The organism is uncultured Zhongshania sp., assembly GCF_963975605.1.
Taxonomy (GTDB): Bacteria; Pseudomonadota; Gammaproteobacteria; order Pseudomonadales; family Spongiibacteraceae; genus Spongiibacter; species Spongiibacter aquimaris.
This window is the reverse complement of sequence record NZ_CAXBHN010000001.1, coordinates 165,112-180,051: the sequence shown is the minus strand read 5'-3', so window position 1 is coordinate 180,051 and position 14,940 is coordinate 165,112. Positions and strand designations below refer to the sequence as shown.

The window sequence follows — 14,940 nt, the reverse complement described above, 5'->3', positions numbered from 1 at the left end:
GCTCAAACAATATTAGAATCTGAATAGCCGAACGTAAAAACGCCCTCACTGAGAGGGCGTTTTTATTTCAAGCAAGTTAGCATTAAAAAAGCATGCGCAGCCCGAAGACCGCGCAGCCATTATTTAATGAATAACATTTCTGAATACTTAGGCAGTGGCCACAGGTCGTCAGCAACCAATGTCTCCAATGTATCAGCGTGATTACGCACCTCAACCATCAAGCTACGCAAAGTACTTGCAGCGTACTGCATATGCGCTTCGGTAGAATCGAAGTCATGCACGTCTAATGCGGCGTTTAGGGTAGCCACTGCCGCCATCATGGCATTCGCTTTGCCGGCAACCGCTGACGCAACACCGCTATCAAGGGTGATGTTCAAGGCAGCCATAGACGACGCGGTGCCCGCGATCTGTGACAAGTACTCAACCGCAGCTGGGTAGATCATGGTCGTTGCCATATCGACTACCAGCTTGGCTTCTACTTCAATCGACAGCAGGTACTGCTCTGAATAGACTTCAAAACGGCTCGCCAGCTCGACGGGGGTTAGTACGCCAGTGCTAGAGAACAATTTAACAACCGCTTCGTCGCGGAAGGCAGGAAGCGCATCTGCAGAGGTAGGCAGGTTTTTCAGACCACGTTCTTCAACGGCCATACGGTGCCATTCGCTTGAATAACCGTCACCGCCGAAAATCACGTTGCTGTGACCTTCCATCAACTCTTTCAATACTTTGATAGCTGCTACTGGCTTGCTAGTACCGGTAGCCAATTCTGCTTCCAGCTTATCGGCAATCCAGTTTAAGGAGTCAGCCAACATGGTATTCATCGCAACCAATGGACCAGAAACCGAGGCAGATGAACCCACCGCCCGGAATTCAAACCGGTTGCCAGTAAACGCGAATGGCGAAGTGCGGTTACGGTCGCCTGGATCACGCTCAAATTTCAGTATTTGGCTTAGACCTAAATCCATAAAGCCGCCCACTTCAGACTTCAACAATTTGCCTTCCTTGATGTCGTTAAATACGCGCTCTAACTGGTCACCAAGATAAACAGACAGGATGGCTGGTGGGGCTTCATTGGCACCTAAACGGTGGTCATTTGAGGCGGAAGCGATAACCGCGCGCAGCAATGGGCCAAAAAGGTGCACGCCACGAATTACCGCACCACAAAAGAGCAGGAAGTTAATATTCTCGTGCGGGGTGCTGCCAGGGTCAAGCAAGTTACCCTGAGTCGCGTTGCCAACCGACCAGTTCACGTGTTTTCCCGACCCGTTAACGCCTGCAAAAGGCTTTTCGTGCAATAAACACACAAAACCATGACGCTTAGCCGTTAGTTTTAACAGTGTCATCAGAAGTTGCTGGTGGTCAGAGGCGATATTCGCTGCCTCATAATAGGGCGCAATTTCAAACTGGCCTGGCGCGACTTCGTTGTGATGAGTTTTAGCCGGAATACCTAAGCGGTACAACTTATCCTCTAAATCCTGCATGAACACTTGCACGCGCTCTGGAATAGCCGCGAAGTAATGATCGTCAAACTGCTGGCCTTTCGCTGGCGAAGCACCGAATAACGTGCGGCCCGCCAATAGTAAATCTGGACGGCTATTGGCGAAATTAGAATCGATCAGGAAGTATTCTTGCTCAGCGCCACAGCTAGAGTTTAGCGCCGCAACTTCCGTTTCACCCATTAGCGACAATACGCGCTGGCCTGCCTTATTCATTGCCGAATTTGAGCGCAATAGCGGGATTTTCTTATCCAGCGCTTCGCCGGTCCAGCTCATGAAAACGCTTGGGATCATCAGCGTCGAGCCATTATCGGTGTGCATAATATAAGCTGGGCTGGTTGGATCCCACGCGGTGTAACCACGCGCCGCATTGGTCATACGCAGGCTGCCGTTGGGGAAAGAGGAGCCATCAGGTTCGCCTTTAATCAACAAACTGCCGGTAAATTCTGTGATTTGGTTGCCATCGGAATTAGTGATGATAAAACCGTCATGCTTTTCAGCGGTGGCATTGGTCATTGGGTAGAAAATGTGCGAGAAGAACTTAGCGCCTTTGCTCAGTGCCCAATCTTTCATGGCGGCAGCGACAACATCGGCAGTAGCCGCATCGAGTGGCGCACCGGTTTGTACGGTGGTTTTCAATGCTTTGAATGCGTTTTTAGACAGTGCTTCTTCCATCTTTGACAGATTGAAAACATCACTTGCCCAGATTTTACTGAGAGGCTCAGGCATCGTAACGTCAATTGGCTTACGATTAACTATCTGGGAAACAGCTTGAACACGCGCTTGATTGCGACTCATTAAGGAGACCTCGCCTTATAAGAAATTAGCTAATGGGTATCACTTGAGCTTACTGAGAGGATCAGGAACTGAAATGACTGCCAGAACACTAGCAAAATCTGCACCAGTCTGACGCAAAACACCAGATTAATACTTTATTTTTTGCGCCACACAAGACCATGGGCAAAAAACCGCGCAAATGAACTCAGCGCCCACATCGAAGACAATGGCGGCGCTGCCAGACTTGGCATTAGACGGTATACTGCGCCCCCGACGCATCCGCATGCAATTCATTTAATAGACGGCGAAACCAAACCTGTGGCGAACGACCCCAATACATACGATGTGATCATTCTCGGTGCGGGCGCGTCCGGCTTGATGTGTGCACTGACCGCCGCGCAGCGCGGGCGCCGAGTACTAGTTCTCGAGAAGGCGAATAAGGTCGGCAAAAAAATTCTGATGTCGGGCGGTGGCCGCTGCAACTTCACCAATCATTTTGTCGAGGCCGACAACTTCATTTCCGACAATCTCCATTTCTGCAAGGCCGCCTTGAGTCGCTACACCCAGTGGGATTTCATCGGCATGGTAGAGCGCTATCAAATCCCTTACGAAGAGCGCCGGCACAGTCAATTATTTTGTCTGAACTCGGCCAAAGATATCCTCAATATGCTACTGGATGAATGCGCCAATGCCGGCGTTGAGATACGTTGCCACGCTGATCTCATTTCCGTGGCAGAGCGCGAAGCAGGTAGCCAGCCCTCACTGCGCTATCAACTTTCAGTCAATCAACAAGACACGCTGCTAGAGCTACACTGCCAGTCTTTTGTGGTGGCCTCCGGTGCGCTATCTATACCCACACTGGGCGGCAGTGGCATGGGTTACGATATCGCCAAGCAGTTCGGCCTCACGCTCACCAAACGCCACGCCGGTTTAGTCCCGTTTATGTTCAGCGACGGCATGAAGCAGTTCTGCGAGAAATTGTCCGGGCTGGCGCTGGAAGTCGACATGTCCGCCAACAAAACCACCTTTACCGAAAACATCTTATTTACCCACCGCGGAATCTCGGGTCCAGCCGCGCTACAGGTCTCAAATTACTGGAACCCCGGTGACGCTATTACCATCAACTTACTGCCCAAAATAAATGCTAGCGACTGGCTGTTAGACGCCAAACACAGCCAGGCTAAAAGCCTATTGAGAACTGTACTTAGCCACAAATTAGCAAAAGGCCTCGTGGCAGAACTGCAATTTCTGTGGTGGCATGAACTGGCTGAAAAACCCTTGGGCGAATACTCAGATAAACAGCTAATCGGCATTGCCGAGCGGCTAAATAACTGGGTATTAAAGCCCTCGGGAACTGAGGGCTACCGAACCGCAGAAGTTACCCGCGGTGGGATCGACACCGCCGACATCAGCTCCAAAACCATGGAAGCCAAGAACCAGCCCGGCTTGTATTTTATTGGCGAGGTGCTCGATGTGACAGGTTGGCTGGGTGGTTTTAATTTCCAGTGGGCATGGTCGTCTGGGTATAGCGCTGGATTGGTAGCCTAAACCTACAAGCCAGCCATCCCGTCATCTACTATCTCGGCGTCCGCGTATACGCCGTTTAGCTAGAAAACAGTGATGCCACATGCAATCAACAAGCATTGTTATTGGCGCCAGTGGCGCCCTCGCCTCCGCCTGCATAAATGCCATTGAAGCATTGGATGATGGCAGCCAAATCATTGCCATAAGCCGGCGCAAATTATCCAGCACTGCGCACGCTGACGTACGCTACTGGCAATGCGATAACTCAGAGCCTGCCATTGATGAATGCGTAAACGACCTGAAAGAAATCGGCGGGCATATTGATCGCGTCATCATTTGCAACGGTCGCTTGCACGATGATGGAATCAAACCCGAAAAGCGTCTGGAGGATATTAAGGCCGACGCCCTCTTCAGCATTATGCAAAGCAATGCGTTAACGCCGCTGCTTTGGATAAAGGCATTAACGCCACTTCTCAAATCATCACTGCCCTGTGTGATGGCGGTATTCAGTGCTCGCATTGGCAGTATTAGCGACAACCATCTCGGCGGCTGGTATAGCTACCGGATGTCGAAGGCAGCTTTGAATATGGGGATTCGCACCGCCGCCATCGAATATGGCCGCCGCGCAAGAAATGTCCGCCTTATTGCTTTTCATCCCGGCACTACAGATTCGCCGCTGTCACGACCTTTTCAGGCCTCTGTGCCTGAGGGAAAACTATTCTCCCCCGCCTTTGTGGCAGAGAGCTTAATTGCCCTAATGCAGGACACCGCGTCATCGCTTGACCATTCTGCGGCAGAAGCGACTTTTATCGACTGGGAGCACAAAACGATTCCGTGGTAGAATCTCGCGCTTTCCAGTACACCGCGACCCCCGCCAATGCTCAGACTCAACGACTTGAAATTGCCGCTCAACCACGATGAAACGGCACTCCGCAAATCCATTTTAGCCCGACTGGCTATTCAGGACGATGAACTCAAGACAGTAAGCATTTTTAAGCGCAGCTACGACGCCCGTAAAAAAGGGGATATTCAATTAATCTATCAATTGGATATTAGCCTCGACGCCAAACGCGAAGCCGAATTGCTGGCACGCTTCGAAGGCAAATCATTCCTCAGCCCCAGCCCAGATACCGATTATAAATTTCTTGCTCATGCGCAGAGCGACTTCCCTAACGAGGAGCAACAACGCCCCGTTATTATCGGCTTTGGCCCCTGCGGTATTTTGGCGGCCTTGGTACTCGCTCAAATGGGACTCAAGCCGATTGTCTTGGAGCGCGGCCAAGATGTTAGGCAACGCACCAAAGACACTTGGGGATTGTGGCGCGAACGCAAACTCAATACCGAATCGAATGTGCAATACGGCGAAGGCGGCGCGGGTACCTTCTCCGACGGCAAACTCTACAGCCAAGTTAAGGACCGTCGTTTTCTCGGTCGCAAAGTCATGACTGAGTTTGTGAAGGCCGGTGCGCCCGAAGAAATACTGATGGTCAGCAAACCGCATATTGGCACGTTTAAGCTGGTAAAAATGGTGGAGAACATCCGCGCCGAAATTACCCGTCTCGGTGGCGAAATACGCTTTAACACCAAGGTCGATGTGATTCACCGCGAGCAGAGCAGCGACGCGCAAGGCCAAATCACTGGCCTCACCCTGAGTAATGGCGAGCACCTGCAAACTCGCCATGTCGTTCTGGCGATTGGCCACAGTGCGCGCGACACTTTTGAAATGCTGTTAAACCAAGGTGTATACATCGAGCCAAAGCCCTTTTCCATCGGCTTTAGAATTGAACACCCCCAATCCGTTATCGACAAAGCGCGGTTTGGTGAACAAGCCGGTCACCCTATTTTGGGCGCCGCCGACTACAAGCTCGTGCATCACTGCAAGAATGGTCGCAGCGTTTACAGCTTTTGTATGTGCCCGGGCGGCACCGTGGTTGCGGCCACGTCTGAGGAAGGCCGCGTCGTTACCAATGGCATGTCGCAGTATTCCCGCAATGAGCGCAATGCCAACGCCGCCGTAGTAGTGGGAATCGAACCAGATAAGGACTACCCGGAGCATGTTTTGGCGGGTATCGATTTACAGCGCTCGCTAGAAACCCTGGCCTATCAACTCGGCGGCGAAAACTACAATGCGCCGGCGCAGTTGGTCGGTGACTATTTACGCAACACGCCGTCAACCGCCCTCGCCAGCGTCACACCGTCTTACAAACCGGGAGTATCGCTGGGTGATCTATCCAAAGCGCTTCCCGATTTCGCCAATGAGGCGATCCGCGAAGCCATCCCCGCCTTCGACAAACAAATCAAAGGCTTCGCTATGAACGACGCCATTCTCACCGGCATTGAAACCCGTACCTCGTCGCCTATTTGCATCAAACGCGGCAGGGACTATCAAAATTTAAATACCCGCGGACTCTATCCAGCAGGCGAAGGCGCAGGGTATGCGGGCGGCATTTTGTCGGCGGGGATAGACGGAATCAAAGTGGCGGAAGCGCTAGCCATAGACTTGCTGAAACTAGACATCGCGATACCGGATGGCCGCTAAGGCCATCACAGTATTGATGCGCAAAGTTTGGTACAACAAACCAACAGGTACTACACCAAAACTATCGGTATAGTGCCTCTTCTAAAAATATCTAATTAAAAACTGTAACGAAAACCTAACTCGTAGGAACTCAAGTCTAGTTTGTCGTAGTCGCGTACACGGAAGCTGCCGCCAAGATGTTCGTTGTAGGAATAAATCGTCTCAAAAATAAAGGTGCTATCAGGACCTACAATCAGATCGTGCTCACCCGCTTCAAAGGTCACCCGCCACTGGGCATTGAGATCATGGCGAATACCCACGCGATACTCCCTTGCCGTTTCGTCGGCCTTCTTATTATTGGAGCCCAGCTCGTGGCGATCAGCCGTGACTAATAAAGAGGTATTAGGGGAAATGAAATAATGCGCCCCGATACCGTAGGTCAGCCAGCCGTCTTGCTGATAACCTTTAGGCAAATGCGTGTCACCATTGTTATACCGTGCATGGGCGTGCACATACTTTAAAAACTCGATGCTCGCCAAAAAGGTCGCATTGGTTTCTTCACTGAAAGGACCCCAATCGGTACTTTGGTAGGCAACGGCGGCTTCCAGGTAACGATATTGATTGGCATTATCCACATCTGCCTGGGCATTAATCGTCGCAGCGGCGAGAACAGGACTTACTAGAAAGGTGGCAATATTTGATTTCATAAGAAGCTTTAATCTGCGAAAACAGGGACTCAGTGTACGGTATCATCAAGAAAAGGAGAAGTTGCAAAACTCTGGCACCTGACAATTAGCCCAAGACCAAGTCATCAGCCACAATACGTATAATCAAGCAATAAGCCCAAGCTCCGCGGCCGCGAATAGCATAGAATACACACAGGCAACCCAACTCCAACTCAACACAAGCAAATAGAGGTTATTGCATGGCATCTCTGCAAGAGCAGCTTCTTAAAGCCGGCATGGTCGACAAAAAAAAGGCCAAGCAACTCAATCAAGAAAAACGCAAACAGGTAAAACAGGCCAAGGGCACAGGCCAAGTACTTGTTGATGAAGGCAAGGAAGCGGCCAGGCGCGCGCTTGCCGACAAAGCCGAGCGCGACCGCGAGCTTAATCGCCAGCGTCAGGCTGAAGCGGATAAAAAGGCTATTCAAGCGCAGATTATTCAGCTAATAACGCTGAATAAAATTGACCGCAAAAATGGCGAAATCGCCTATCAATTTACCGACGGCAAGAAAATTAAAAAGCTCTACGTCGACGCACTCTTACAGACCCAGTTAATCAAGGGCGTAATCGCCCTCGTCAAACTGAAAGACGGTTACGAGCTAGTGCCAGCCATCATTGCCGACAAAATCAAACAGCGCGACGACAGCGCGGTACTTGTTCACAACACCCAATCTGCCGGCGACATCGTGGCTGAAGATGACCCTTATGCAGCGTATCAAATTCCCGACGACTTAATGTGGTAACCCGCTATCTTACACACTGACACCCAAAAACCCGCAGATGCCGCCCTGCACATTCTGCAAAGCATTTACGGTTACGACGCCTTTCGCAACCAGCAAGCAGAAATCGTAAATCACGTGATAGGCGGCGGCGACGCCCTCGTGCTAATGCCTACCGGTGGAGGTAAATCGCTTTGCTTCCAGGTCCCGGCACTCGTCCGAAGCGGCACCGCCATCGTCGTTTCTCCCTTGATCGCGCTGATGCAAGACCAAGTCATGGCGCTGCGCCAGAACGGGATAAAAGCGGCGTTTTTAAATTCCAGCCAAAGTGGTATGGAAGTTAACGGCGTAGAATCTGCGCTTATGGATGGCGAACTAGACCTGCTCTACGTCGCACCAGAACGCCTGATGATGCCGCGCATGCTCGACCTGCTGAGTCGAGCGCCCCTCGCTTTATTTGCCATCGACGAAGCGCATTGCGTATCACAGTGGGGCCACGACTTTCGGCCGGAATACATCAAGCTTTCTATTCTGCACGAACGTTTCCCCGACATTCCCCGCATCGCACTGACCGCCACCGCAGACGGACCAACTCAACGGGAAATTATCGAGCGGCTTTCACTGCAGCAAGCCCGTGTTTTTAACGACGGTTTCGACCGACCCAATATTCGCTACCGTATCAGTGAAAACCAGGGCAATGCCCGCGAGCAATTACTGCGCTTTATTCTGAACGAACACGAAGGCGAAGCGGGCATTGTCTACTGCCTGTCGCGCAAACGGGTAGACGAAGTCGCGCAGTGGCTTAACGGCAAGGGGTTGGCCGCGCTACCCTACCACGCAGGCCTCGGCAACGAAGTGCGCCAACAACATCAAGAGCGGTTTCTGCGCGAAGACGGCGTGATAATCGTTGCGACAATTGCCTTTGGCATGGGTATCGACAAACCCGATGTGCGCTTCGTGGCGCACTTAAATTTGCCGAAAAGCATCGAAGCCTATTATCAGGAAACTGGGCGCGCAGGGCGCGACGGTTTAGCTGCCGATGCGTGGATGGCCTACGGTCTGCAAGACGTCATTACCCTGCGGCAAATGCAGGGCAACTCCACCGCTGAAGAAGGCCGCAAACGCCTGGAGCAGCACAAGCTCGATGCCATGCTCGGCCTCTGTGAACTCACCACCTGTCGCCGCCAAGCGCTGCTGCGCTACTTCGATGACAACTTAGATCAGCCCTGCGGTAACTGCGACAACTGCCTCACACCGCCGGAAACGTGGGACGCCACCCTCGCCGCCCAAAAAGCGCTGTCGTGCGTATATCGAACCGGTCAGCGTTTTGGCGTGAGTTATTTAGTCGACGTTTTGCTGGGCAAAGAACACGAGCGTATTAGCCAATTTGGTCACGATAAAATTTCGACTTACGGCATTGGCAGCGAGCTTAACGCCACCGAATGGCGAACCCTGTATCGGCAAATAATTGCCCGAGGATTACTCAAGGTAGACGTAGAGGGTTATGGCAGCGTACAACTCACCGATAGCGCCAGACCCGTTCTAAAAGGTGACGAACAACTGACCTTACGGAAAATGGTCAAGCTCAGCAAAAAAAGCAAAGAGCGCAAAAATCGCTCGTTCTCTGGCGCGGAGAGCAACACCTTGTGGGACGCCCTGCGCGAACACCGCAAGGCACTGGCCAGCGAACAAGGCATTCCCGCGTATATGATTTTCCACGACGCCACCATCGCCGAAATGACCGAGCGCCAACCCCAAACACTTGAGCAGCTAGGCCGCATATCCGGTATTGGCGAGAAAAAATTAGACAACTATGGACAAGGATTTTTAGACGTCATTCTGGCCAATGCGGGAAACAGCGGCGACCAAAACGATGATATTAACGACACTGCGGCGAATAGCATCATGCTGCTAAAACAGGGCAACACAGCGGAAGATATCGCTAGCCAACGCAAGCTGTCTATCAACACCATCTATAGCCATCTTTGCCAAGGTATCAGCAATGGCGAACTCGCACTTAGCGATGTAATCACCCTCGACGACAAGCAAATAAAGGAAATACTATTTGCCTTTGAGTTAAGCGAAGACGGCAAAATGAAAACCGTGTTTGAATCTTTAGATGGTGAGTACGATTACACTATTTTGAAATGCGTGAAGGCGTCGTTAAATAGCTAATAAAGCTTAAGAAGGCTCATAAGGTCACACCAAATCACAATACTGATTCAAATATTTTTATAACCTAGATTAAGGTTGCCAACTGCTTCAAGAGCTCTCAACGCTCCGATAGGTCCGCAACCAACGCCGGCACCTCCGCACTCGCCAGTCCGTAACGATGCTCAGCAAACGCCGACTGCACCGCGGATGGCTCCAGGTTTATTTCCATAGTATGCGCGCCAGACAGCGCCGCTTGCCGCACAAAACCCGCAGCGGGATAAACATTGCCAGAGGTGCCAATGGCAATGAATAAGTCGCAGGCGTCGAGCGCATTGTATATCTCGTCCATTTGCAGCGGCATTTCGCCAAACCACACCACATGGGGTCGAAGTGCGCCGCGCATGCCGCAGCATTGGCAGCGGTCATCGACTTTAATATTAGTTTGAATGGGATATATTTTGTCGGTATACGCACAGCGCATTTTGAGCAATTCGCCGTGCATATGAATAATATTTTGGGAGCCCGCTCGCTCGTGAAGATTGTCGATGTTCTGAGTTACAAGCAGCAAGTTGGGGCCATAAATTTGCTCTAATTCCGCCAAAGCGATATGTGCCGCATTGGGCTTTACCGCATCGCTTAACAACTGCGCGCGCCGACCATTGTAGAAGTTCTGCACCAGCTCCGGATCAGCAGCGAACCCTTCGGGGGTTGCCACATCTTCAACACGATGCTCTTCCCACAAGCCATCTTCAGCACGAAAGGTTTTAATACCAGACTCTGCGGAAATACCTGCGCCGGTTAATACAACGATGCGTCTGTAAGCCATAATAATTTACTTGTAGATGTTTAAAACCACGGACGCTGACCAATAACATAGGTCTGTTCAAAATCTTCATCTGACTTGGTGATGTATAAAATAAACTCAATAAACGCGATGATGCCAATGGCAATAGAGGGAAGCCCGAGAAGGATAAAACCAAATAAAAACGTCAGTAACATAATGACGCCTTGCTTGTTGTAACCAAGGTAAAATTTATGAACACCAAAGGCGCCGAAGAAAAACGCCAGTAACGCAGCAGCGACTTTTTTAGACGAGGCGGGCACAATACTTTTATCCATATACAGCTGTTTAGCCGTGTCACCCTCAGCAACAAAATCCACGGCCAATCCGGCGCCCGCGAAACCTTCGCCTTTCCATTCGGCAGCACCAAAGTTATAACGCTTACCGTCTTCGCCAGCAATGACACCCTGCGATGTTGTCGCGTTGAAATCGAGAATTTTGCCTTTCATAAAGCACTTTCCTTAGCGTGAGATAAATTACCTTTAAGCATAGCGCGGCCGCTTTTCGATAACCACACCAAAAGTTGAACGCGCCAATCTATGACTAGCTAGCTATAATTCCTTTTGCCAAAACAGGGCCTGCCCCAGCTCAGGATCAAGTTCGTAGGCGGCAAAACCGCAGCGCCGGTAAACAGCCTGCGCAACCATATTACCCTGCAGGACTTCGAGGGTTACTTTACAACAACCCCGCTGCCTGGCTAACTTTTCTACCTCAGACATTAAGCGCTGGGCCAAACCCTGGCCACGGTAGGCCGGCAATACAATCACATCGTGAATATTTAGCAAGGGCTTGCACTTAAAGCTTGAGAATCCTTGCAATACCGTGGCCAGTGCCGCCGGCTTTTCACCATCGAAAATCAAAATCGTTGCGGCATTTGCGACCTCCGCTAAGGCGTCACATAGGCCGGACAAAACCTCATCTGGCAGCGCTTCACCACCACCCATTGGATCTAAGGCGTAGTGGGACATCAGCAACTCTATCGCAGCGCGATCCCGCGGTTGTTTGTAGTCTGCGAGACTTACCAGCATCAGCGCACCCCATCCACTGACTTTTTTACACCTTTTTTCAGGCCTTTATCAATCACACTTAAAACTCCCTATTTTCAGCACCCGGCCCCAGTGGCTGACCGTAGCTAAATTCGACAAAGTTACCGTCGGGATCTCGCAAACCGCAGTAGTAGCCAACGGGGTAATCTTCCTCACGGGTTTCCCACACCAAAATGCCCTCGGCGCGAGCGCGATCGGCGATACTATCGACAGCATGACGACTGGCGACGGCAAAACCCAAATGCGAGAAGTCGCTATCACTTTGCGCCCTACCTGGCCCACCGGGCAACAGCACTAAAATAAACTCTTTTTCTCTACCGTGCTCGGCCATCCAAATGACTTTGCCATTGTGGTGCGGCCGTTCGTGGACAATATTCATCTCGGCGTAGCGATGATAAAAATCGACGCAGGCCGCTAGATCCTGCACGTGCATGGCGATATGAGTCAGCGATGTAGGCATGATACTCCTTACTCCATCCCGGAATTTACTGCCTGTGACAATAACAAGCAGAGCCGGTAAGGTCGAATATCTTCACGTGTAAGCCCACCCTCATCATGGTACTTGCTGTGTCAAATGGCGCGTGGTGTCGCGATCATGCCTTGCCGGCTGCGAACGAAAAGCTCGTCGTGACAGGTCAACCGCAACCTCTGCAATGCCGCGCTCATGGCGGGCTGGATCAAGCCAATGCGGTCGGCGGCGCCCACTGGTTTCACACGCTCGTCGGATGACTTGGAAACCAGTACTCTATTTGCAACAACTCTTTAAAATTAGTCATCGCCCACACCATTTTATAGGCACAAATGACCGCAAAGGTGAAATCTCCGTTACCCAAACCTTTGTTGAGCACTCTCTGTTCTGGTTTATCATGCCGAACTTCTGTTTCCAGTTTATCTGCCTATACCTTGGCTTAACCGAAATCTTTCTTTTTGGCACCGCGTTCAAAGGCTTATGGACGACCCACAACCACGTGAACTGGAATTACGATCTGTATTTTTTGAATCACCGCCGGGCCTGGGTGCGAAAAACCAGGTATGCGCTGTGCCATGTACTGACCTTCCTAACCCAACATCACCACCATCACGCCCGCGGCAAAAACTTGGCTAAATCTTTAGTTGCATCGCGACGCGTCACAACATGGCCTGCCGCGCCAGTTAATGAGCACTAAGTGCGATAGTTCACGAAAGCGTAAAGTTTAATGCTGCCGCCCTTAATATTTTCACTGAAAACATTATACTGCCCTTCAGTAAATAGGATCACCCACAACGACGCGATACCTGCTGTCGCATTCAAACCGGGTAATCCGCCACGATAACAAAGAGGCAATATCATGCTCCCCAGTGCCCGCTTAATCGCCAAACTCACCCTTATTAGCAGTATCACGGTACTCACAGCCTGCGGCGGTAGCTCAAGCTCGTCATCCAGGGGCGGCCCCGCTGATAATCCCGGTAGCGGGAATAACGGCCAGCCCGAAAGCCAAAACCACTTCGATCAAACGCTCACCGGCTTTGACGGCGAGACCGTAGCATTTACGGTATACGCACCGGAAAATCCGCAGGGAAAGCGCGTCCCTTTAATACTCCATAGCCACGGCTTTGGTCTTTCTCGCGCCAAAAATTTCGAAAACCCCAATCCACTCGAATCCTTTCTCACCAATGATATTTCTGGTGATGTCGCCAGGCGAGCATGGCTGGAAAAGGGCTTTTATGTCATTAGTTTTGACCAGCGAGGTTTTGGTGAAACCACTGGCAATATCACCGTGATGGACCCCGATATCGACTGCCGCAATGTGTCGCAAATAATAGACTGGGCCGAAGAGAACCTAGTTAATTTGAGTTTTGAGGGCGACGACCCGCTCATTGGCGCCGTTGGTCTGTCTTACGGTGGCGGCTTTCAAACGGTGTGCTCCAGTGTAGATAAACGTTTTGACGCCATTGTGCCCTTGGCAACGTGGAGCAACCTGCCCTACAGCCTGTACGCCAACAATACGCCGAAGAATATCTGGTTAGATATTTTATCAGTCGCATCGATGGGCAAGCTTGAACCCTATCTTTTCGAGGCCATTATTGGCGCAAGCACCACCGGCGAAATCGCAACCGAAACCGTTACCCGCTTAGCGGGTCACAGCCCACTGTCGTTTTGTGAAGGCGAACGCGAAGACGGCAGAACGCTCTCCACCGCCGACGCCTTATTTATTCAGGGTAGCAATGACGTACTTTTTAACATTAATGAAGCGGTAGAAAATTACGAGTGCTGGAAAGGCCAAGGCAACGAGGCACACTTGTTTATACAGAAAGACGGTCATATTTTACCAGCGCTACAAACCGCTGGCCGGCAAATCTTATTCGGCACCGAAGGCACGCTGTATTGCGATGGCCAAGTTTTTCAAACTGACGATCTAGCGCTGAATTTTTTGGCCTCCAAATTACAAGGCACAAGCGCCCCAGCCATTCCCGACGTCTGTTTTAGCCTGACCGCCCAGCAATCCGGCACTAGCAGCAGCGAAGTAAAACGCGGAGGCTCACTCACTAGTTTTGACGAAACGCAGATTATTCCCGGCGGTCTGAGCAATGTTGTCGATCTGCTCACCGCTCTGCCATTACAAACCGTTCTCGCGACCTTATCCTCATTGCCGGTAGAAGCATCAAGCACTTTGATTGCAGTACTAACAGCCAGCGCTGATCCTACGTCACTGGTCGATTATCTAGACGATATCGTCAATCTGCTACCAAGCGAACTGCTAAGCCAGCTGGTCGCTAAGGGAAAATTCATTCCCCTGCAAACCGTGACAAATGATGGTGTTCTCGCAGGCATTCCCTTAGCCATGCTGAATGTCAGTGGCGGCAATGGTGACGGCAATCTATTGTATATAGGCTTGGGCAAAATACCCGCTGATGGCGGCGATGCCTTTTTAATTAACGATCAAGTGTTGCCAATACGCGGCAGCGGCTTGATCGCACAGGAAATGATCGGGGTTTCGGAGCCCGTCACCACAGGGGATACCCTCGGCCTAATGGTGTATGGATTCCATCCTTACTTCACCCACATTAGCAGTATCACCCAAGCCCCCATACCGGCGGCCATGAGCGGTACCGTTGACGTGCCGCTGGTAGTGAACAACGGCCAATAGGCCCGCTCAGAT

Annotated in this window: 13 protein-coding genes; 7 read left to right on the top strand and 6 right to left on the bottom strand. The window is 51.2% G+C overall.

The genetic code is table 11. The annotated features are described in order from the left end of the window. Positions 1 to 119 precede the first annotated feature (119 nt). Entirely contained in the window at positions 120 to 2,294 is a 2,175-nt protein-coding gene (locus tag AAC007_RS00805) for a glutamine synthetase III (RefSeq protein WP_339674046.1), read from the bottom strand. Between the two features lie 297 nt (positions 2,295 to 2,591). Here AAC007_RS00805 and AAC007_RS00800 point away from each other — a divergent pair, with 297 nt between their 5' ends. The 3 genes from AAC007_RS00800 (at position 2,592) to AAC007_RS00790 (ending at position 6,336) form a co-directional block, all read left to right on the top strand. After that, positions 2,592 to 3,821 (top strand): NAD(P)/FAD-dependent oxidoreductase, encoded by a 1,230-nt coding sequence (locus AAC007_RS00800; RefSeq protein WP_339674044.1) that lies wholly within the window; start codon positions 2,592 to 2,594, stop codon positions 3,819 to 3,821. A 79-nt stretch (positions 3,822 to 3,900) separates the two neighbouring features. Further along, entirely contained in the window at positions 3,901 to 4,638 is a 738-nt protein-coding gene (locus tag AAC007_RS00795) for an SDR family oxidoreductase (RefSeq protein WP_339674042.1), read from the top strand. A gap of 36 nt (positions 4,639 to 4,674) precedes the next feature. Then, positions 4,675 to 6,336, top strand: a complete 1,662-nt coding sequence (locus AAC007_RS00790; protein WP_339674040.1) for an NAD(P)/FAD-dependent oxidoreductase — start codon at positions 4,675 to 4,677, stop codon at positions 6,334 to 6,336. A gap of 95 nt (positions 6,337 to 6,431) precedes the next feature. Here the strand turns inward: AAC007_RS00790 and AAC007_RS00785 are convergent, their stop codons facing one another. Beyond that, positions 6,432 to 7,022: a hypothetical protein gene (locus tag AAC007_RS00785; protein ID WP_339674037.1), complete on the bottom strand. Its 591-nt coding sequence runs from the start codon at positions 7,020 to 7,022 to the stop codon at positions 6,432 to 6,434. 218 nt (positions 7,023 to 7,240) lie between these two features. Here AAC007_RS00785 and AAC007_RS00780 point away from each other — a divergent pair, with 218 nt between their 5' ends. Together AAC007_RS00780 and recQ are read left to right on the top strand one after the other, a co-directional pair. After that, positions 7,241 to 7,783 carry a DUF2058 domain-containing protein gene (locus AAC007_RS00780; protein ID WP_339674035.1) on the top strand — a complete coding sequence of 181 codons (543 nt, stop codon included), beginning with the start codon at positions 7,241 to 7,243 and terminating at the stop codon, positions 7,781 to 7,783. A 6-nt stretch (positions 7,784 to 7,789) separates the two neighbouring features. Beyond that, positions 7,790 to 9,934: a DNA helicase RecQ gene (recQ, locus tag AAC007_RS00775; protein ID WP_339674447.1), complete on the top strand. Its 2,145-nt coding sequence runs from the start codon at positions 7,790 to 7,792 to the stop codon at positions 9,932 to 9,934. Between the two features lie 97 nt (positions 9,935 to 10,031). Here the strand turns inward: recQ and cobB are convergent, their stop codons facing one another. From cobB to AAC007_RS00755, 4 genes are all read right to left on the bottom strand, one after another. Further along, positions 10,032 to 10,739, bottom strand: a complete 708-nt coding sequence (cobB, locus tag AAC007_RS00770; RefSeq protein WP_339674032.1) for a Sir2 family NAD+-dependent deacetylase — start codon at positions 10,737 to 10,739, stop codon at positions 10,032 to 10,034. A gap of 20 nt (positions 10,740 to 10,759) precedes the next feature. Beyond that, a complete protein-coding gene (locus tag AAC007_RS00765) occupies positions 10,760 to 11,203 on the bottom strand; it encodes a TM2 domain-containing protein (RefSeq protein ID WP_219042248.1) in 444 nt (147 codons plus the stop codon). A gap of 102 nt (positions 11,204 to 11,305) precedes the next feature. Further along, on the bottom strand, positions 11,306 to 11,782 hold the full coding sequence (locus AAC007_RS00760) for a GNAT family N-acetyltransferase (protein WP_296433907.1): 477 nt from the start codon (positions 11,780 to 11,782) through the stop codon (positions 11,306 to 11,308). Positions 11,783 to 11,840: 58 nt separating this feature from the next. Next, entirely contained in the window at positions 11,841 to 12,260 is a 420-nt protein-coding gene (locus tag AAC007_RS00755) for a VOC family protein (RefSeq protein ID WP_295870520.1), read from the bottom strand. 265 nt (positions 12,261 to 12,525) lie between these two features. Between AAC007_RS00755 and AAC007_RS00750 the strand changes: the two genes are divergently transcribed. Then, the gene (locus tag AAC007_RS00750; protein ID WP_339674025.1) at positions 12,526 to 12,966 is read left to right on the top strand and encodes a hypothetical protein; all 441 of its coding nucleotides are present in this window, start codon (positions 12,526 to 12,528) and stop codon (positions 12,964 to 12,966) included. Positions 12,967 to 13,128: 162 nt separating this feature from the next. Beyond that, complete coding sequence (locus tag AAC007_RS00745; RefSeq protein WP_339674024.1) at positions 13,129 to 14,928, top strand: CocE/NonD family hydrolase; 1,800 nt, start codon at positions 13,129 to 13,131, stop codon at positions 14,926 to 14,928. Positions 14,929 to 14,940 lie beyond the last annotated feature (12 nt).

Bases quoted from the DNA above. Each gene is read 5' to 3' on its own strand.
- AAC007_RS00805 (WP_339674046.1), bottom strand. From the start codon at position 2,294: ATGAGTCGCAATCAAGCGCGTGTTCAAGCTGTTTCCCAGATAGTTAAT.
- AAC007_RS00750 (WP_339674025.1), top strand. From the start codon at position 12,526: ATGACTTGGAAACCAGTACTCTATTTGCAACAACTCTTTAAAATTAGT.
- AAC007_RS00795 (WP_339674042.1), top strand. From the start codon at position 3,901: ATGCAATCAACAAGCATTGTTATTGGCGCCAGTGGCGCCCTCGCCTCC.
- AAC007_RS00745 (WP_339674024.1), top strand. From the start codon at position 13,129: ATGCTCCCCAGTGCCCGCTTAATCGCCAAACTCACCCTTATTAGCAGT.
- AAC007_RS00790 (WP_339674040.1), top strand. From the start codon at position 4,675: ATGCTCAGACTCAACGACTTGAAATTGCCGCTCAACCACGATGAAACG.
- AAC007_RS00785 (WP_339674037.1), bottom strand. From the start codon at position 7,022: ATGAAATCAAATATTGCCACCTTTCTAGTAAGTCCTGTTCTCGCCGCT.
- AAC007_RS00760 (WP_296433907.1), bottom strand. From the start codon at position 11,782: ATGCTGGTAAGTCTCGCAGACTACAAACAACCGCGGGATCGCGCTGCG.
- cobB (WP_339674032.1), bottom strand. From the start codon at position 10,739: ATGGCTTACAGACGCATCGTTGTATTAACCGGCGCAGGTATTTCCGCA.
- AAC007_RS00780 (WP_339674035.1), top strand. From the start codon at position 7,241: ATGGCATCTCTGCAAGAGCAGCTTCTTAAAGCCGGCATGGTCGACAAA.
- AAC007_RS00755 (WP_295870520.1), bottom strand. From the start codon at position 12,260: ATGCCTACATCGCTGACTCATATCGCCATGCACGTGCAGGATCTAGCG.
- AAC007_RS00765 (WP_219042248.1), bottom strand. From the start codon at position 11,203: ATGAAAGGCAAAATTCTCGATTTCAACGCGACAACATCGCAGGGTGTC.